Origin of the sequence: Streptomyces sp. NPDC088746 (assembly GCF_044751065.1) — a bacterium.
Taxonomy (GTDB): domain Bacteria; phylum Actinomycetota; class Actinomycetes; order Streptomycetales; family Streptomycetaceae; genus Streptomyces.
Window position 1 is genome coordinate 1,213,021 of sequence record NZ_JBIVLA010000001.1, and the last position, 17,574, is coordinate 1,230,594.

Below are 17,574 nucleotides of genomic sequence, written 5' to 3' on the forward strand. Positions count from 1 at the left end.
GCCGACCGTGCTCAGCGTCACCCTGGACAGCCACCGTGACCGCCGGGTAACTTTTGACCAGGACTGAGCAAGCGCTTAGCCACCGCGACCGACGCTGAAGCTGACACCAGGAGGCATCCCGTGCGCCGTACGGTTTACAACGAGGACCACGAGGCGTTCCGGGAGACCATCCGCGCCTTCATCGAGTCCGAGGTCGTCCCCGTCTACGACGAGTGGTTCGCGGCCGGCCAGGCGCCCCGCGACTTCTACTACAAGCTCGCCGAGCTGGGCATCTTCGGCATCGAGGTGCCCGAGGAGTACGGCGGCGCGGGCGTGGAGTCCTTCAAGTTCGAGGCGATCCTGTACGAGGAGACCGCCCGCGCGGGCATCTCCTTCGGCGGCTCCGGCGTGCACGTCCTGCTCTGCCTGCCGTACCTCAAGGCGTACGCCACCGAGGAGCAGAAGAAGCGCTGGCTGCCGGACTTCGTCTCCGGCAAGTCCATGTACGCGATAGCCATGACGGAGCCGGGCACCGGTTCGGACCTGGCCGGCATGAAGACGACCGCCAAGCTCTCCGAGGACGGCACGCACTACGTCCTCAACGGCGCCAAGACCTTCATCACCGGTGGCGTGCACGCCGACAAGGTCATCGTCTGCGCCCGCACCGACGCCCCCAAGGCCGACGACCGCCGCCACGGCATCTCGCTCCTGGTGGTCGACACCAAGTCCGAGGGCTACTCGGTCGGCCGCAAGCTCGACAAGCTGGGCCTGAAGGTCTCCGACACCGCCGAACTGGCCTTCGTGGACGTCAAGGTGCCCGTCGAGGACCTGCTGGGCGAGGAGAACAAGGGCTTCTCCTACCTCGGCCAGAACCTCCCCCAGGAGCGCCTGGGCATCGCCGTCGGCGCGTACGCGCAGGCCGCCGCCGCCGTGCGCTTCGCCCAGCAGTACACGCAGGACCGCACCGTCTTCGGCAAGACCGTCGCGTCCTTCCAGAACACCAAGTTCGAGCTGGCCGCCTGCAAGGCCGAGGTCGACGCGGCCGAGGCCGTCTGCGACCGGGCGATCGAGGCCCTGGACGCCGGTGAGCTCACCCCCGCCGAGGCCGCCTCGGCGAAGCTGTTCTGCACCGAGGTCGCGCACCGCGTGATCGACCGCTGCCTCCAGCTGCACGGCGGCTACGGCTTCATGAACGAGTACCCGATCGCCCGCCTCTACACGGACAACCGGGTCAACCGCATCTACGGCGGCACCAGCGAGGTCATGAAGTCGATCATCGCCAAGTCCATGGGCCTCTGAGAACGGCTACGTTTCTCCTTCATGAGCGCAGCACTTGAATCCCTGCTCGATCTGCTCGACCTGGAGCAGATCGAGCAGGACATCTTCCGGGGCATGAGCCGTTCCGCGGTCGTGCCCCGCGTCTTCGGCGGCCAGGTCGCGGCCCAGGCCCTGGTCGCCGCCGGGCGTACGGTCCCCGAGGACCGGGGGGCCCACTCCCTGCACGCGTACTTCCTGCGCCCCGGGGACCCCGGCGCGCCGATCGTCTACAGCGTGGACCGGATCCGCGACGGGCGGTCCTTCACCACCCGCCGGGTCGTCGCCGTCCAGCACGGCAAGCCGATCTTCCACCTCTCGGCGTCGTTCCAGGTGCACGAGGAGGGCATGGACCACCAGGCCGTCATGCCCCCGGCCCCGGACCCGGAGACCCTGCCGACCGCGGCGGAGATGCTGCCCCGGTACGCACACCGCTTCACGGACCCGCGCATGGTGGACCGGCTGCTGGAGGCCCGCGCCGCGGTCGACCTGCGGTATGTGGACGCCCCGCCGTTCGCCACCGCCGGTGAACCGCGCGAGCCGCGCTCCCAGGTCTGGTTCCGGACCCACGGCAAGCTGGCGGACGACCCGCTGCTGCACGTCTGCATGGCGACGTACGTCTCCGACATGACGCTGCTCGACTCGGTGCTGCTCGCCCACGGGCGCGGCGGCTGGTCGGTCGGTGACGTGGTGGGCGCCAGCCTCGACCACGCGATGTGGTTCCACCGCCCCTTCCGGGCGGACGAGTGGCTGCTGTACGACCAGGAGTCGCCCTCCGCGTCCGGCGGGCGCGGTCTCGGCCAGGCCAGGATCTGGACGGCGGACGGGAAGCTGGCCATCACGGTCATCCAGGAGGGCCTGGTTCGCGTCCCGAGGGACTGAAGCCCGCGTATTCGGACATACTGCCCCCCATGAGTGACGACGGGTCCGGCGGCAGCGAGTCCACGTTCACCGTCGTCGTCGCGGCGGTCGCCAATCTCGGCATCGCCGTGGCGAAGCTGGTGGCGGGGCTGATCAGCGGTTCGAGCGCCATGCTCTCGGAGGCAGCGCACTCGGTCGCCGACACCGTCACCGAGGTCATGCTCCTCACCGCGCTGAAGCGCAGCGAGAAGCCCGCGGACGAGGACCATCCGCTGGGCTACGGCCCCGAGCGGTACATCTGGGCGATGCTCGCGGCGGTCGCGACGTTCGTCGGCGGCGCGGTGTTCTCCCTCTACGACGGCATCCACACCCTGCTGAAGGGCGAGGAGCTCGGCGATCCGCTCGTGTCGTACATCGTGCTCGCGGTCGCCTTCCTGCTGGAGGGCTTCTCGCTGCGTACGGGTGTCCGGCAGGTGCGCGGTGAGGCCGCGCGGCTCCGGATGCCCGCGCCGCGCTATCTGCGCCGGACCCCCGACACGGCGGTCAAGGCCGTGGTGATGGAGGACTCGGCGGCGCTGGCCGGGCTGCTGCTGGCGGCCGGCGGCCTGCTCGGCGGGCAGCTCTCGGGCTCCGGGGTGTGGGACGGCATCGCCTCCGTCCTCATCGGCGTACTGCTGGTGTACGTGGCCTGGGTGCTCTGCCGGTCCAACGCCCAGCTGCTGATCGGCCGTCCGCTCCCGGCCGGGATGCGGGACGGGGTGCGCGAGGAGCTGCTGTCCGTGCCGCACATCGTCGAGGTGGTGGAGCTGACCACGCTGATCCAGGGGCCGTCGGAGATGCTGATCGCGGCGAAGATCGACTTCCGGGACGCGTCGACGGCCGCGCAGATCGAGTGGGCGTGCGAGGAGGCGGAGCAGCAGCTGCGGGAGCGGTACCCGTCGATCCAGCGGGTGTACCTGGATCCGACACCGGGGCGCGCCCAGCGCCTGGCGGCGCGCGCCGACGACTGAAGAGGGAGCGGGCAGCCGCCACGCCCCCGGACCACTGTCCGCTACGGGCCAGATCCAGCCAGAGGCGCGTCCGACAGAACATTCGGCGGCGAGATCGGCCAGGACACCGCACGTTCCGCCCCGCCTGCCGCCCCCACGCCGGTGATCGACCTTACTCACCGCCATGCGGGAATGCGTCCGACGTGAGACCCGCACGCCTCGCTGCGCACGTGTGGCCACACGCCGCAGCCGCCCCTGCGGGCCACAGTGTGTCAAATGGGGATGTTTCCGTTGGGTGTGCGCGAGCGGCGCACCACATTCTGCCCATGTACCTTTTTACCTTTCATGTCAATTTTTGAAATAACTCGGTGCTGATTGAAATTGTCCGAGGGCTCGAATTCAAGCCATGATCAGCGGATTTATTGCATCTGCGGCCAGGAACCGATGTCCTTCTCAGGGTTGCCTCAACTAGCCCTGGCCGCGCGCGGGCAGGCGCATCCCCCCATCCACTGAGGACCTTTGTGATGACGCACATATCGGAGGCCGGCCCCTGGGTACTGGCGCTGGCCATGACGGCCGCCGCCCTCGCCCTGGCGCTCCTCCTCCTCCGCACGCGCCGTTCGAACGCGGCACTGCGTGCTGAGGCTCGCACCGAAGCACGAACCGCGGCCGGCAGGTACCAGGCGCTGGAGACCGAGGCGCGGTCCGGTGCACAGGCGGCGGCACAGGCCTCGGAGGCCCGCTACCGGTCGATGGAAGCGGCCCTCCTCGCCGAGGCGCAGGAAGCCGAGCGCGCCAGACTCGCCGCCGAGCAGCAGAGCGGCCGGATCAGCGGGGAGCTGGCGTACTTCGTCGACACCCGGCTGCCTGCCCTCGTCACGCACCTGAGGCACCGTCATGTGCCGGTCCCCGGAACGCAGGACCCGGCGCTCACCCACACCGACATCGGGACCCTCCTGGAACGGGCCCTGAACCAGGTCGCCCAGGTCGTCGTCGACACCGAGCAGCGGGTCGACGCCGGCGCCCAGGCCGTGCTGCGGGCCACCACCGCCGAGATCCAGGCCAAGTCCTACCGCCTCCAGGAGATGATCGAGGAGGCGCAGTTCACCTTCGACGATCCGGAGATCGCGAAACGGCTGGTGTCGATGGACCGCACGAACGAGGAGAACCTCCGGCAGATCCAGGCGACCGGGGTGCTCTGCGGGGCGTGGCCGGGGCTGACACGGGACGACTCCCACCTGGGTGACATCGTTGCCGGAGCTCAGTCCCGCATCGCGGGCTACCAGCGCGTCCAGATCACCAGCCAGCTCTCCGACCCGGTCGGGGTGGTGGCGCGGGCGGTGGAGCCGCTCGCCGTGATCGTCGCCGAGCTGCTCTCCAACGCGGTGCACCACACGCCTCAGGGCACGCGGCCCGTCGACGTCAGCCTGCATCAGGTGCAGGCGGGGGCGTGCGTCGTGATCGACGACCCCGGCGTCGGCATGACGGACGAGGAGCGTGAGTTCGCCGCGCGCATGCTGTCCGGTCAGGAGGGTGTCCTGCTGACCCATCTGGGAGATCCGCCCCGCGCGGGGTTCGCCACGATCGGCCGCCTTGTGCAGCAGTTCGGTTTCACCGTCACGGTGGACAAGCCCTCGTCGTACGGCGGCGTGCGAGCCGTGGCGTTCATCCCCGATCACCTGCTGATGCTGATGGATGAGGTGGCCCAGCCCATGTCGGCCATGTCCCCCGCCCTGCGCAAGCCGGAGCCGCCCAGGCAGGAGAGCCCCGCGCCGTCACCGGCCACCGGGCCCGCCGGGGCGATCGACCTGCCGCGGCGGCGACGCCAGCGGGCCGCTCAGGACACGGACCGGCCCGCCCAGCAGGGCCCGGACCCGGTGCCCGCGATCAGCCCGGACCAGGCGGCCCGGACGTGGGGCGCCTGGCAGACCGGCACCATGCGCGGATTCGAGGACGCGCACACCGACCAGGAAGAAGGCACGCAGTCATGACCGTCGTTCCCAAGCGCCCCCTTCTCAGGGACATGTCCTGGGTGCTCACCCCGCTCCTGGAGGTGCCGGGGGTCGTGCACGCTCTGGTCCTCTCCGGGGACGGGATGATCCAGGGCGCCACCCAGGCCCTCACCCGGGAGGCCGGGGAGGGCGCCTCCGCCATGGCGTCGGCCGTCCAGGGCGCCTGCAAGGAGCTGGTCAGGAAACTGGCGGGGCAGGAGGAGAGCCCCGTACTGCACCAGGTGGTGGTCAGCACGAACTACGGGTTCGCCTTCCTGATCCCCGCGGGCGACAACACGGTCATGGCGGTCTTCGCGCAGCCGACCGTGGACATGGGCGTCATCGCCCACGCGATGCAGGTGCAGGTCTCGAAGCTCGGCGACAAGGTGATGAACTCACCTGCGCGGGCCCGGGGATGACGCCGGCCCCCCGCCGGCGGCTGGTGCCGTCGTTCCTGGCCACCGACAGCGTCCAGCCGACGCGCAACACGCTGGACCGCCTGACGCTGCTGTCGTCCACCGGCGTCACCGCCGTGGACGACCTGACGCACGCCCAGCGCCGGCTGGTCGAACTCCTCCGGGGCGGCCCGCTGGCGCTGGTCGAGGTCGCCGCACGCCTCGCGCTGCCGGTGAGCCTGGTGCGCGTCCTCGTCGCGGATCTCGTCGACAGTTCGCACCTGCACGCCCGCGCCCCCATCCCCGAAGCGAAGGCGCACGATCCCCAGCTGCTAGAGAAGGTGCTCGATGGACTCCGCAGTATCCGATAACACCTTCCTCGACAGCGACGAGCAGACGCTGGTGAAGATCGTGGTGACGGGACCCTTCGGCGTCGGGAAGACGACGCTGATCAACACGCTCTCCGAGACCGCGCCGCTGCACACCGAGGAGGTCATGACCCAGGCCGGTGCGGCGGCCGACGATCTCGCCGGTGTCCGGGACAAGGCCACCACCACGGTCGCCATCGACTTCGGCCGCAGGACGCTCCCGGGTGACCTGGTCCTCTACCTGTTCGGCACCCCGGGCCAGAAGAGGTTCAAGCCGCTCTGGGAGGACATCGCGCGCGGCGCCCTGGGTGCGGTGGTCCTGGTCGACACCCGCCGTCTCGACGACTCGTTCGACGTCATCGACATGATCGAGCAGCAGGGGCTGTCCTACGCCGTGGCCGTCAACAACTTCCCCGACTCGCCCGACTACCCGCCCGAGGTACTCCGCGACCACCTGGACCTGGAGCCGCACACCCCGCTGGTCGTCTGCGACGCCCGCGAGACGTCGTCGGCCGTGGACGTACTGATCGCGCTGGTGACCCACCTGCTCGCCGCCCACCCCGTCCTGGAAGCCTCATGAGCACCTACCTGCCCCTGGCCGTCCCCCTGCACAGCCCGGACTTCGCCGCGGATCCCGGGCGTGTGTACGCCCGCCTGCGCGCGTTCGGGCCGGTCGCCCCCGTCGAGGTGTCCCCGGGCGTCAGCGGCTATCTCGTCACCGACCGCGACGCCGCTCTCGCCATACTCAACAACCCCGAGGTCTGGTCGAAGGACCCGCGGGTCTGGGAGAGCGGCCTCCCGGCCGACTCGCCGGTGAAGCCGATGATGGGGTGGCGGCCCAACGCGCTGTTCAACGACGGCGCCGAGCACCGCCGCTACCGGTCGGTCATCACCGACAGCTTCAGCCGGATCGAGCCGCACGACCTGCGCCGGCAGGTCGCCGAGATCGCGGACGGTCTGATCCAGGACTTCGCCGAGGCGGGTGAGGTCGACCTGGTCGGCCAGTACGCCCGCCCGCTGCCGCTGGTGCTGTTCAACGCGATGTTCGGCATGCCGCCCGAGGACGGGCCCCGTCTGGTGGCCGCCATGGGCGGCCTGTTCGAGTCCGAGCCCGAGCACGCGATCAAGGCGAACGAGGACTTCGGCCGGTACATGGACGAACTCATCGCGCTCAAGGTGCGGCAGCGCGGCGAGGACCTGACGAGCTGGTTCATGGACCACCCCGCCGGTCTGGCGCCGGAGGAACTCGCCCACCAGGTGATCCTCACGATGGCTGCCGGGCAGGAGCCGACCACGAACCTGATCTCGAACGCGCTGTCGCGCATGCTGTCCAATCCGGACTACTACAGCAGCCTCTCCAACGGCGCCCGCACCGCCCGCGACGCCATCAACGACGTGCTGCGCCACGAGCCGCCGATGGCGAACTACAGCGCGCACTACCCGCGGCGCAACATGCAGATCGGCAGCACCTGGATCCCCGCCGACAGCCTCGTGCTCATCTCGTACCACGCGGCGAACACGACCCCGGACGGTCACGACGGCGGCGAGCGCACCGACGGCGGCGCGCACCTCGCCTGGTCCTCCGGTCCGCACGCCTGTCCCGTCAAGCAGCCCGCCCTGCTCATCGCGATCACCGCGATCGAGAGGCTCACCAGCCACCTCGGGGACCTCGAACTCGCCGTACCCCGCGAGAGCCTGCAATGGCGCCCCGGCCCCTTCCACCGCGCACTGGCACACCTCCCGGCCCGCTTCGGTCCCATCACGCCGCAGAAAACTGGAGTCACCCCATGGAGCAGCCCCTCGTCCTCGACCCCGCCGGTCGCGACATCCACGGAGAGTCCGCTCTCCTCCGCGAGCGCGGACCGGCGGCCCGGGTCGTACTCCCCGGCGCCATAGACGCCTGGGCCGTCACCAGCCACTCGCTCCTCAAGGAGCTCCTGACCGACGACCGCGTGACCAAGGACCCCCGCGCCTGGGCCGTCTGGCAGCGCGGCGAGATCACCCCGGACATGTGGGTGTACACCTGGGTGGCGGTCTCCAACATGTTCACCGCGGCGGGGGCGGACCACCGCCGCCTGCGCAAACTCGTCACCCCCGCGTTCACCGCACGCCGCATCGAGGCGCTGAGGCCCGTCATCCAGGAGATCGCCGATCGACTGCTGGACGACGTGGCGGTCGACTCCGACGGCAAGGCGGACCTGCGCAGCTCGTTCGCCCACCCGCTGCCGATGCAGGTCATCTGCCATCTGTTCGGGCTGCCGGAGGAACTCCGGCCGCGCATGGCCCAGTTGGTCGAGAAGGTCTTCGACACGACCATCGAGGACGCCGCGTCGAACTTCGCGGAGCTCCAGCAGATGCTGACCGGACTCATCGCGAGCAAGCGGCAGAACCCCGGGGACGACCTGACCAGTGTCCTGATCGCCACCCGCGACGACGACGGCACGCGTCTGAGCGAAGCCGAGCTGACCGACACCCTGCTGCTCATCATCAGCGCCGGTTTCGAGACCACCGTCAACCTCATCGGCAACGCCGTCCGCGCCCTGCTGGAACACCCCGAGCAGCTCCAGAAGGTCACCGAGGCCGGTGCGAAGCGCTGGAACGACGTCGTCGAGGAGACCCTGCGCTGGGAGCCGAGCGTGGCCCATCTGCCCCTGCGCTACGCCGTCGAGGACATCGACCTCCCGGACGGGCAGCGCATCGCCCAAGGGGAGGCGATCCTCGCGTCCTACGCCGCGGCGGGCCGGGAGCCGGCCCAGCACGGCCCGGACGCCGACCGGTTCGACATCGACCGGTTCGGCCGGGAGCACCTGGCGTTCGGTTACGGCGTCCACTTCTGCCTCGGCGCACCGCTCGCGCGCCTGGAAGCCGATGTCGCCCTGACCACCCTGTTCGCCCGGTACCCGGACCTCTCCCTGGCGACCCCCGCCGCGGACCTGCCCTCCGTCGAGTCGTTCATCGTCAACGGCGCCCAACGCATCGACGTCACGCTGGGCCGTCCCACCCCGGCCTGAGAACCGGAGAGGCAACAGTCCGGCCGGCGGCGGTCGTCCACCGGCCGGCCGGACTCCCTCCCGCTGTCGTTACCCCCGGTGCTCGGCGGGGAACAGCCCGGCCGCGTCCAGCAGGTAGTCGGTCATCGGGTCGTAGAAGCGGGGGTCGGTGACGTGGTCGTCGAGCGGCACGGTGACCTGGAGGGTGCCCTCGGCCTCGCCCAGGAAGAGCGCGGGGTCGTTGCAGTCCGCGTAGCCGATCGAGTCGATCCCGCGCTGCCCGGCGCACCCGGCCCACCCGTGGTCGGCCACGACCAGGTCGGGCCGGGGCCGGCCCTCGCGCTCCAGGCCGTCCAGGATGGCGGCCATCGGCACCGGTGAGTGCGTGTGCCACAGGGTCGCGCCGCGCTCCAGGACGGCGACGTCCGCGAACTGGAAGACCATGCCCTCGTCCGCCATCAGGCCGCCGGGGATCCGTACGATCTCGCATCCGGCCGCCCGCAGCGCGTCCGCGGTCTGCCGGTGCACGTCGAGCAGCCCGCCCGGGTGGCCGGTGGCGAACAGCACCCGTTCCCCGTCGGCCGCCGCCTTCCGCAGCCGTGCGGCCATCCGGTCGAGGGCGTCGACCGTCAGCTCGGGGTCGATGGTGTCCTGGCCCTGGCGGTGCTCCGGGTCGTCGTTGACCCCGCATCTCTCGGCCATCACGGCGAGGACGTCCTGCTCGTCGGTCCACCGGTCGCCGAGCTCCAGCCCCAGCCAGAAGTGGCGGTTGCCGTTGGCGAGCTGGCGGTAGTGGGAGAGGTTGTTGTCGCGGGGAGTGGCGACGTCGCCCGCGATACGTGTGCGGACGAGGTGCTCGACGAGTTCGGCGCGGCTGGGTATCGGCATGCACCCATTGTGCCGTCGGCGACGCGCTGTGTGCCCGGTGTCTCGTACGGCGGAATCCTCCGCGGCACGGTGCGCCGCGCGCCTACGCGGATCCTGCCCGCACCCGCGCCCCGGGCAGGACCCGCCCGTCGAGCGGCGGGACGGGGTCCTCGGCGGACCCGGCGGGGACCCCGCCCCTTCCCGCCATCCGGCACCCGAGGCAGCCGGGGTGCCCGATCCGGGCGGCGGTGTCGCGGGACCGCCAGTCCTGGCGGCTCGGCGGGCGCGGCCCGGTGGGCTTGCCCCAGCCGGCCAGATGCAGGGCCCAGCAGGTCGCGGCCGCCAGCACGAGGACCGCGAGCCCGAGCCACAGCAGCGTGGCGGACGTGGCGATGACGGCCGCCCCCAGCACCGCGGAGCCCAGGACGCCGATGGCCGTACCGGTCCAGCCGGCCACGGTGTGGCCCAGGTCGTGGTCACCGTGTGCGCTCACGTCGGCTCCTCAGGGTGTGATAGTTCAGCGACCGGATCCCGACGACCCGGCGCCAATAACTTACGAGCTAAGTAACTTAGATGCTAAGGGGATTTTGCGTGGACGGCAAGAAGCGCCCGGAGGCGACGGCCGACCAGGCGCTCCAGGCGATGGACCGGATGATCGCGCTCGCGCAGTTCGGGCAGCACGACATCGCCGGGCGGCTTGGCCTCAACACCACCGACCTGACCTGCCTCGGCTTCGTGATGGAGGCCGCCCTGGCCGGCACGCCGCTCACCGCCGGCGACCTCGCCGAGCGGGCACGCCTGACGACGGGCGCGGTGACGGGCGTGCTCAACCGCCTGGAGAAGGCGGGCTACGCCCGGCGTCAGGCCGTGGCCGGCGACAGACGCCGGGTGCGGGTGGTGATGGAGGAATCGGCGCAGGCGCGCGTCCTCGAGGTGTACGGGCCGTTCTACGCCCGCCTGGGCAGCCTCTTCGCCGACTACGGGCCGGACGAGATCGCCGTACTGGCGGACTGGTTCACCCGCGCGCGGTCGGCCATGCAGGAGTCGCTCGACGAGATCAGGGGCGGGACGGACGGGAGCGGCGCCTGACCGCTCCCCCGCGCTTACGAGGCCGCCGCCTCGAAGGCCCCACGCGCCAGCCGGTGCAGCAGGGCGGCCGTGGCGGCCCTGCCCGGGAGCGCTTCGGGGCGGGTCAGGTGGGGGGTGGAGTTCAGCAGGCCGAACACCGCGTGGACGGTGACCCGGGCCTCGTTCTCCGCGAGGCCCGGGTAGAGGGCGCGTACGGCCTCGACCCAGACCTCGACGTACTGCCGCTGGAGCTGGCGCACGCGCTTGCGGTCGGTGTCACGCAGGCGGTCCAGCTCGCGGTCGTGGAGGGTGATCAGGGGGCGGTCGTCCAGGGCGAAGTCGATGTGGCCCTCGATGAGCGCGTCCAGGAGCGCGTCCGGGGAGCCGTCGCGGGAGGCGCCGCCCTCCGTGACACGCAGCTTCCCGCCGGCCAGCAGGCGCTCGCTGATGCCGACGAGCAGTTCGGCGAGCATCGCGTCCTTGCCGGGGAAGTGACGGTAGAGGCCGGGGCCGCTGATGCCGACCGCCGCCCCTATCTCGTCGACCCCGACACCGTGGAAGCCGCGCTCGGCGAAGAGGCGGGCAGCCTCCCGGAGGATCTGCTCGCGGCGGGTGGGAGCCGCGACACGGGCGGCGGCATGGGTGCTCATGAGGATTCATTCTAGACAGGCGGGTTAGCGCTCGTTAACCTGAGCACCATGCGTTAACGCTCATTAACTATCGCGGTACGGGCAAGGGGGCTCGACAGGATGCAGCAGGCACCGGTCCTGGTGAGCGCGGCCGATCCCGCCTCGGAGGCCTGGCAGGCCAACGAGGCGGCGCATCACGCGCTCGCCGAGGAGCTGCGCACGCGGCTCGCCACGGCACGGCTCGGCGGGGGTGAGAAGGCCCGCGCCCGGCATGTGGCGCGCGGCAAGCTGCTGCCCCGGGAGCGGGTGGACACGCTGCTCGACCCGGGCTCGCCCTTCCTGGAGCTGGCACCGCTCGCGGCCGAGGGGCTTTACGGGGGCGCGGCGCCGGCCGCCGGGGTGATCGCCGGGATCGGGCGGGTGAGCGGCCGGGAGTGCGTGATCGTCGCCAACGACGCGACCGTCAAGGGCGGCACGTACTACCCGATGACGGTGAAGAAGCACCTCCGCGCCCAGGAGGTGGCCCTGGAGAACCGGCTGCCCTGCCTGTACCTGGTGGACTCGGGGGGCGCGTTCCTCCCGATGCAGGACGAGGTCTTCCCCGACCGGGACCACTTCGGGCGGATCTTCTACAACCAGGCCCGGATGTCGGGCGCCGGCATCCCGCAGATCGCGGCGGTGCTCGGTTCGTGCACGGCGGGCGGGGCGTACGTCCCGGCCATGAGCGACGAGGCCGTCATCGTCCGGAACCAGGGCACGATCTTCCTGGGCGGCCCCCCGCTCGTGAAGGCGGCCACGGGTGAGGTCGTCACGGCGGAGGAGCTGGGCGGCGGCGAGGTGCACTCCCGGACGTCCGGGGTCACCGACCATCTCGCCGAGGACGACGCGCACGCGCTGCGGATCGTGCGGAACATCGTCGCGACCCTCCCCGGCCGCGGGCCGCTCCCCTGGTCCGTGGAGCCGGCCGAGGAGCCGAAGGCGGACCCGGCGGGCCTGTACGGGGCGGTGCCCGTCGATTCACGTACGCCCTACGACGTGCGGGAGGTCATCGCCCGCGTGGTGGACGGCTCCCGCTTCCAGGAGTTCAAGGCGGAGTACGGCCAGACGCTGATCACCGGCTTCGCCCGGATCCACGGCCATCCGGTCGGCATCGTCGCCAACAACGGCATCCTGTTCTCGGAGTCCGCCCAGAAGGGCGCCCACTTCATCGAGCTGTGCGACCAGCGGGGCATCCCGCTGGTCTTCCTCCAGAACATCTCGGGCTTCATGGTCGGCCGGGACTACGAGGCCGGGGGCATCGCCAAGCACGGCGCCAAGATGGTCACGGCCGTGGCGTGCACGCGGGTGCCGAAGCTGACCGTCGTGGTCGGCGGGTCGTACGGCGCGGGGAACTACTCCATGTGCGGCCGGGCGTACGGGCCGCGCTTCCTGTGGATGTGGCCGAACGCCAAGATCTCGGTCATGGGCGGCGAGCAGGCCGCCTCGGTGCTGGCCACCGTCAAGCGCGACCAGATCGAGGGGCGCGGCGAGGAGTGGCCCGCCGAGGAGGAAGAGGCCTTCAAGGACCCGGTCCGCGCGCAGTACGAACAGCAGGGCAACGCCTACTACGCCACCGCCCGGCTCTGGGACGACGGCGTGATCGACCCTGTGGAGACCCGGCAGGTGCTGGGTCTCGCCCTGACCGCGTGTGCCAACGCCCCGCTGGGCGAGCCCAGTTTCGGCGTCTTCCGGATGTGATGTGAGGACTTCCATGTTCAGCACTGTTCTGGTCGCCAACCGTGGCGAGATCGCGGTCCGGGTCATCCGGACCCTGCGCGAGCTCGGCGTGCGGTCGGTCGCCGTCTTCAGCGACGCGGACGCGGACGCCCGGCACGTCCGGGAGGCGGATACGGCGGTACGGATCGGGCCGGCGCCCGCCGCCGAGAGCTATCTGTCGGTGGAGCGGCTGCTGGACGCCGCCCGCCGCACGGGCGCCGAGGCGGTCCACCCGGGTTACGGCTTCCTCGCGGAGAACGCGGGCTTCGCCCAGGCGTGCGCGGAGGCGGGGCTGGTCTTCATCGGCCCGCCCGCCTCCGCGATCTCGCTGATGGGCGACAAGATCCGCGCCAAGGAGACCGTCGCCACGGCCGGGGTGCCGGTCGTGCCCGGCTCCTCCGGGAGCGGACTCACCGACGACCGACTGGGCGCGGCCGCCCGGGAGATCGGGATGCCCGTCCTGCTGAAGCCGTCGGCGGGCGGCGGCGGCAAGGGCATGCGGCTCGTGCGCGAGGAGGCGCTGCTCGCCGACGAGATCGCGGCGGCCCGGCGCGAGGCGCGGGCCTCGTTCGGCGACGACACGCTCCTCGTGGAGCGGTGGATCGACCGGCCGCGCCACATCGAGATCCAGGTCCTGGCCGACGGCCACGGCAACGTGGTGCACCTCGGCGAGCGCGAGTGCTCGCTCCAGCGGCGTCACCAGAAGATCATCGAGGAGGCTCCCTCGGTCCTGCTCGACGAGGCGACCCGGGCCGCGATGGGTGAGGCGGCCGTGCAGGCCGCCAGGTCCTGCGGATACGTCGGCGCGGGCACGGTCGAGTTCATCGTCCCGGGCAGCGACCCCTCCTCGTACTTCTTCATGGAGATGAACACCCGTCTCCAGGTCGAGCACCCGGTCACCGAGCTGATCACCGGGCTCGACCTGGTGGAATGGCAGCTGCGGGTCGCCTCCGGCGAGCAACTTCCGTACGGCCAGGCGGACATCACGCTCACCGGGCACGCCGTCGAGGCCCGGGTCTGCGCCGAGGACCCGGCGCGCGGCTTCCTGCCGTCCGGCGGCACGGTGCTGGCACTGCACGAGCCGCAGGGCGGCGGGGTGCGGACCGACTCGGGGCTCAGCGAGGGCGTGCCAATCGGCAGCACGTACGACCCGATGCTGTCGAAGGTCATCGCGTACGGCCCCGACCGGGCGACCGCCCTGCGCCGGCTGCGGGCGGCGCTCGCGGACACGGTGGTGCTGGGCGTCCCGACGAACGCCGGGTTCCTGCGGCGGCTGCTGGCCCATCCGGCGGTGGCGGCGGGCGATCTGGACACCGGCCTCGTGGAGCGGGAGGCGGACGGCCTGGTGCCGGACGGGGTGCCGGAGGAGGTGTACGCGGCGGCGGCGCTGCTGCGGCAGCCGTCCCCCGCTCCGGCCGGCGGCTGGGTCGATCCGTTCTCGGTCCCCAGCGGCTGGCGGCTGGGCGGCACCCCCGCGGAAACCTTCCACCACTTCCGTGTCCCCGGCCATGACCCGGTGCGCGTAGGGCTGCGTACGGGCGCGGGGGCCACGGCGGCGCTGACGTTCGGCCACGCCGGGGACCGGCGGGAGCCCGCGGACGCGTGCGGTCCGGTGCCCTCGCTGCCCGGTGCGGAGAGGTCCCGGCTGGTGGAGGCCTCCGGGCGGCGCCTCGTCGTCGAACTCGACGGCCTGACCCACACGTTCAGCCTGGCGCCGTCCCCGGAGGGGGTCTGGCTCGGCCGGGACGGGGACGCCTGGCACGTCCAGGACCACGACCCGGTGGAGGCGTCCCTGAGCGGCGCCGCGCGTTCGGGCGCCGACACGCTCGCCGCGCCCATGCCCGGGACCGTCACGGTGGTGAAGGTGGCGGTCGGGGACGAGGTCGTGGCCGGTCAGAGCCTGCTGGTCGTCGAGGCGATGAAGATGGAGCACGTCATCTCCGCCCCGCACGCCGGGACCGTCACCGAGCTGGACGTCACCGCCGGTGCCACGGTCGCCATGGACCAGATCCTGGCCGTGGTGGCCCCGAGGGAGGAAGCGTGACCGACACCGGACTGCCCATGACGGTGCCCGCCCCGGGGCTGCCCGCCCGGGTACGTATCCACGAGGTCGGCGCCCGTGACGGACTGCAGAACGAGAAGTCCGTCGTACCGACCGGGGTGAAGGCGGAGTTCATCCGCCGTCTCGCGGAGGCCGGGCTCTCCACGATCGAGGCGACCAGCTTCGTCCACCCGAAGTGGGTGCCCCAACTGGCCGACGCGGAACAGCTGTTCCCGCTCCTCGGCGACATCGCGGAGGCCGGGGACGTGGCCCTGCCCGTCCTGGTGCCCAACGAGCGCGGCCTGGACCGGGCGCTCGCGCTCGGTGCCCGCCGGATCGCGGTGTTCGGCTCGGCGACGGAGACGTTCGCCGCCCGCAACCTCAACCGCACGGTGGACGAGTCGCTCGCCATGTTCGAGCCGGTGGTGGCCCGGGCGAAGGCGGCCGGGGTGCATGTGCGCGGCTATCTGTCGATGTGCTTCGGGGACCCGTGGGAAGGGGCCGTGCCCGTCGCGCAGGTCGTGCGGGTCGCGAAGGCGCTGACGGACCTCGGCTGCGACGAGCTCTCCCTCGGCGACACGATCGGCGTGGCCACCCCGGGCCATGTGACGGCGCTGCTGACCGCGCTGAACGGGGCGGGGGTCCCCACCGGCACGGTCGGGGTGCACTTCCACGACACGTACGGCCAGGCGCTCTCCAACACCCTGGCCGCGCTCCAGCACGGTGTGACGACGGTGGACGCCTCGGCCGGCGGCCTCGGCGGCTGCCCGTACGCGAAGAGCGCGACAGGAAATCTCGCCACCGAGGATCTCGTGTGGATGCTCGACGGCCTCGGTGTCGAAACCGGGGTCGATCTCGGCGCACTCACCGCCACAAGCGTGTGGATGGCCGAACAGCTGGGCCGCCCGAGCCCTTCCCGTACCGTCCGCGCGCTGTCCCACAAGGAGTGAACGACCCATGTCCCTTGACCACCGGCTGACAGCCGAGCACGAGGAACTGCGCCGTACCGTCGAGGAGTTCGCACACGATGTGATCGCCCCGAAGATCGGCGACTTCTACGAGCGCCACGAGTTCCCGTACGAGATCGTGCGGGAGATGGGGCGCATGGGCCTGTTCGGCCTGCCCTTCCCCGAGGAGTACGGCGGCATGGGCGGCGACTACCTCGCCCTCGGGATCGCCCTGGAGGAGCTGGCCCGGGTCGACTCCTCCGTGGCGATCACGCTGGAGGCGGGTGTCTCGCTCGGCGCCATGCCGGTCTACCGGTTCGGGACCGAGGAGCAGAAGCGGCGGTGGCTGCCGAAGCTGTGCGCGGGCGAGGCGCTCGGCGCGTTCGGCCTGACGGAGCCGGACGGCGGCTCGGACGCGGGCGGGACGCGGACGACGGCCGTGCTGGACGAGGCCGCCGGCGAGTGGGTGATCAACGGCTCCAAGTGCTTCATCACCAACTCCGGTACGGACATCACGGAGCTGGTCACGGTGACGGCGGTCACCGGCCGCAAGGAGAACGGCACCCCGCGCATCTCCGCGATCATCGTCCCGTCGGGCACCCCCGGCTTCACGGTGGCCGCCCCGTACTCCAAGGTCGGCTGGAACGCCTCGGACACCCGTGAGCTGTCCTTCTCCGACGTCCGGGTCCCGGCGGCGAACCTGCTGGGCGAGGAGGGCCGTGGTTACGCGCAGTTCCTGCGGATCCTGGACGAGGGCCGGATCGCGATCTCCGCGCTCTCGACGGGTCTGGCGCAGGGCTGTGTGGACGAGTCCCTGAAGTACGCGAAGGAGCGGCACGCCTTCGGGAAGCCGATCGGCGCCAACCAGGCCATCCAGTTCAAGATCGCGGACATGGAGACGCGGGCGCACATGGCCCGAGTCGGCTGGCGGGACGCGGCCTCGCGGCTGGTGGCCGGCGAGCCGTTCAAGAAGGAGGCGGCGATCGCCAAGCTGTACTCCTCGACGGTGGCGGTGGACAACGCCCGCGAGGCGACGCAGATCCACGGCGGCTACGGCTTCATGAACGAATACCCGGTGGCCCGCATGTGGCGCGACTCCAAGATCCTGGAGATCGGCGAGGGCACGAGCGAGGTCCAGCGGATGCTGATCGCCCGGGAGCTGGGCATGGACGCCTGACACGCGAGCAGATGCCTGCCTTCAGCCGGCCACCGGCTGAGCGCGGACGTCCACGACAGCCGCCTTCCCTGGTCACGGGGGGAGGCGGCTTTCCCGTGGGTCGGTAACGGAACGGCAGCCCCCCTTGCCCTCCCCGCCCACGACATGTGAGGTTAGGCTAGCCTTCCCTTCGAATCGTCAGCGGGCGCCCTGGGGCGCGTACG

17 protein-coding genes are annotated in these 17,574 nt (G+C 71.4%); 14 read left to right on the forward strand and 3 right to left on the reverse strand.

Going from position 1 to position 17,574, the window contains the following annotated elements:
- The first annotated feature begins 120 nt into the window (after positions 1-120).
- The 9 genes from ACIP63_RS05705 (at position 121) to ACIP63_RS05745 (ending at position 8,908) form a co-directional block, all read left to right on the forward strand.
- Entirely contained in the window at positions 121-1,278 is a 1,158-nt protein-coding gene (locus tag ACIP63_RS05705; protein ID WP_401511745.1) for an acyl-CoA dehydrogenase family protein, read from the forward strand.
- Positions 1,279-1,299: 21 nt separating this feature from the next.
- On the forward strand, positions 1,300-2,175 hold the full coding sequence (gene tesB, locus ACIP63_RS05710) for an acyl-CoA thioesterase II (protein WP_401511747.1): 876 nt from the start codon (positions 1,300-1,302) through the stop codon (positions 2,173-2,175).
- 29 nt (positions 2,176-2,204) lie between these two features.
- A complete protein-coding gene (locus tag ACIP63_RS05715) occupies positions 2,205-3,164 on the forward strand; it encodes a cation diffusion facilitator family transporter (protein ID WP_401511749.1) in 960 nt (319 codons plus the stop codon).
- A gap of 503 nt (positions 3,165-3,667) precedes the next feature.
- A complete protein-coding gene (locus ACIP63_RS05720) occupies positions 3,668-5,134 on the forward strand; it encodes an ATP-binding protein (RefSeq protein ID WP_401511750.1) in 1,467 nt (488 codons plus the stop codon).
- Entirely contained in the window at positions 5,131-5,553 is a 423-nt protein-coding gene (locus ACIP63_RS05725) for a roadblock/LC7 domain-containing protein (RefSeq protein ID WP_103514904.1), read from the forward strand. The genes ACIP63_RS05720 and ACIP63_RS05725 overlap by 4 nt, the downstream gene beginning before the upstream one ends.
- Positions 5,550-5,900 (forward strand): DUF742 domain-containing protein, encoded by a 351-nt coding sequence (locus ACIP63_RS05730; RefSeq protein ID WP_401511752.1) that lies wholly within the window; start codon positions 5,550-5,552, stop codon positions 5,898-5,900. The genes ACIP63_RS05725 and ACIP63_RS05730 overlap by 4 nt, the downstream gene beginning before the upstream one ends.
- On the forward strand, positions 5,878-6,477 hold the full coding sequence (locus ACIP63_RS05735; RefSeq protein ID WP_401511754.1) for a GTP-binding protein: 600 nt from the start codon (positions 5,878-5,880) through the stop codon (positions 6,475-6,477). Before ACIP63_RS05730 ends, ACIP63_RS05735 begins: the two co-directional genes overlap by 23 nt.
- Positions 6,474-7,793, forward strand: coding sequence for a cytochrome P450 (locus ACIP63_RS05740; RefSeq protein WP_401511756.1), 1,320 nt, complete (start codon positions 6,474-6,476; stop codon positions 7,791-7,793). The genes ACIP63_RS05735 and ACIP63_RS05740 overlap by 4 nt, the downstream gene beginning before the upstream one ends.
- A complete protein-coding gene (locus ACIP63_RS05745; protein ID WP_401511758.1) occupies positions 7,685-8,908 on the forward strand; it encodes a cytochrome P450 in 1,224 nt (407 codons plus the stop codon). Before ACIP63_RS05740 ends, ACIP63_RS05745 begins: the two co-directional genes overlap by 109 nt.
- Before the next feature lie 69 nt (positions 8,909-8,977).
- Here ACIP63_RS05745 and ACIP63_RS05750 read toward each other — a convergent pair whose 3' ends face one another.
- Together ACIP63_RS05750 and ACIP63_RS05755 are read right to left on the reverse strand one after the other, a co-directional pair.
- Positions 8,978-9,775: a phosphatase gene (locus tag ACIP63_RS05750; protein WP_401511759.1), complete on the reverse strand. Its 798-nt coding sequence runs from the start codon at positions 9,773-9,775 to the stop codon at positions 8,978-8,980.
- 82 nt (positions 9,776-9,857) lie between these two features.
- The gene (locus ACIP63_RS05755; protein ID WP_401511760.1) at positions 9,858-10,247 is read right to left on the reverse strand and encodes an HGxxPAAW family protein; all 390 of its coding nucleotides are present in this window, start codon (positions 10,245-10,247) and stop codon (positions 9,858-9,860) included.
- Positions 10,248-10,345: 98 nt separating this feature from the next.
- Between ACIP63_RS05755 and ACIP63_RS05760 the strand changes: the two genes are divergently transcribed.
- Positions 10,346-10,843, forward strand: coding sequence for a MarR family winged helix-turn-helix transcriptional regulator (locus tag ACIP63_RS05760; RefSeq protein ID WP_401511761.1), 498 nt, complete (start codon positions 10,346-10,348; stop codon positions 10,841-10,843).
- A 14-nt stretch (positions 10,844-10,857) separates the two neighbouring features.
- On the opposite strand, the gene ACIP63_RS05765 is transcribed toward ACIP63_RS05760, so the two are convergent.
- Complete coding sequence (locus tag ACIP63_RS05765; RefSeq protein ID WP_401511763.1) at positions 10,858-11,472, reverse strand: TetR/AcrR family transcriptional regulator; 615 nt, start codon at positions 11,470-11,472, stop codon at positions 10,858-10,860.
- Between the two features lie 99 nt (positions 11,473-11,571).
- Here ACIP63_RS05765 and ACIP63_RS05770 point away from each other — a divergent pair, with 99 nt between their 5' ends.
- From ACIP63_RS05770 to ACIP63_RS05785, 4 genes are read left to right on the forward strand one after another with little or no spacing between them, the layout of a single operon-like run.
- Complete coding sequence (locus ACIP63_RS05770) at positions 11,572-13,188, forward strand: carboxyl transferase domain-containing protein (RefSeq protein ID WP_393759068.1); 1,617 nt, start codon at positions 11,572-11,574, stop codon at positions 13,186-13,188.
- 13 nt (positions 13,189-13,201) lie between these two features.
- Positions 13,202-15,250, forward strand: a complete 2,049-nt coding sequence (locus tag ACIP63_RS05775; protein WP_401511764.1) for a biotin carboxylase N-terminal domain-containing protein — start codon at positions 13,202-13,204, stop codon at positions 15,248-15,250.
- Positions 15,251-15,267: 17 nt separating this feature from the next.
- Positions 15,268-16,197, forward strand: coding sequence for a hydroxymethylglutaryl-CoA lyase (locus tag ACIP63_RS05780; RefSeq protein ID WP_401512278.1), 930 nt, complete (start codon positions 15,268-15,270; stop codon positions 16,195-16,197).
- A gap of 7 nt (positions 16,198-16,204) precedes the next feature.
- Positions 16,205-17,371 (forward strand): acyl-CoA dehydrogenase family protein, encoded by a 1,167-nt coding sequence (locus tag ACIP63_RS05785; protein WP_401511766.1) that lies wholly within the window; start codon positions 16,205-16,207, stop codon positions 17,369-17,371.
- Positions 17,372-17,574: the final 203 nt, after the last annotated feature.

What these genes read in the sequence shown, in the direction of transcription:
- ACIP63_RS05715 (WP_401511749.1), top strand. Translation starts at nt 2,205, where the DNA reads ATGAGTGACGACGGGTCCGGCGGCAGCGAGTCCACGTTCACCGTCGTC.
- ACIP63_RS05775 (WP_401511764.1), top strand. Translation starts at nt 13,202, where the DNA reads ATGTTCAGCACTGTTCTGGTCGCCAACCGTGGCGAGATCGCGGTCCGG.
- ACIP63_RS05735 (WP_401511754.1), top strand. Translation starts at nt 5,878, where the DNA reads ATGGACTCCGCAGTATCCGATAACACCTTCCTCGACAGCGACGAGCAG.
- ACIP63_RS05785 (WP_401511766.1), top strand. Translation starts at nt 16,205, where the DNA reads ATGTCCCTTGACCACCGGCTGACAGCCGAGCACGAGGAACTGCGCCGT.
- ACIP63_RS05730 (WP_401511752.1), top strand. Translation starts at nt 5,550, where the DNA reads ATGACGCCGGCCCCCCGCCGGCGGCTGGTGCCGTCGTTCCTGGCCACC.
- ACIP63_RS05725 (WP_103514904.1), top strand. Translation starts at nt 5,131, where the DNA reads ATGACCGTCGTTCCCAAGCGCCCCCTTCTCAGGGACATGTCCTGGGTG.
- ACIP63_RS05765 (WP_401511763.1), bottom strand. Translation starts at nt 11,472, where the DNA reads ATGAGCACCCATGCCGCCGCCCGTGTCGCGGCTCCCACCCGCCGCGAG.
- ACIP63_RS05770 (WP_393759068.1), top strand. Translation starts at nt 11,572, where the DNA reads ATGCAGCAGGCACCGGTCCTGGTGAGCGCGGCCGATCCCGCCTCGGAG.
- ACIP63_RS05745 (WP_401511758.1), top strand. Translation starts at nt 7,685, where the DNA reads ATGGAGCAGCCCCTCGTCCTCGACCCCGCCGGTCGCGACATCCACGGA.
- ACIP63_RS05740 (WP_401511756.1), top strand. Translation starts at nt 6,474, where the DNA reads ATGAGCACCTACCTGCCCCTGGCCGTCCCCCTGCACAGCCCGGACTTC.
- ACIP63_RS05720 (WP_401511750.1), top strand. Translation starts at nt 3,668, where the DNA reads ATGACGCACATATCGGAGGCCGGCCCCTGGGTACTGGCGCTGGCCATG.
- tesB (WP_401511747.1), top strand. Translation starts at nt 1,300, where the DNA reads ATGAGCGCAGCACTTGAATCCCTGCTCGATCTGCTCGACCTGGAGCAG.
- ACIP63_RS05780 (WP_401512278.1), top strand. Translation starts at nt 15,268, where the DNA reads ATGACGGTGCCCGCCCCGGGGCTGCCCGCCCGGGTACGTATCCACGAG.
- ACIP63_RS05750 (WP_401511759.1), bottom strand. Translation starts at nt 9,775, where the DNA reads ATGCCGATACCCAGCCGCGCCGAACTCGTCGAGCACCTCGTCCGCACA.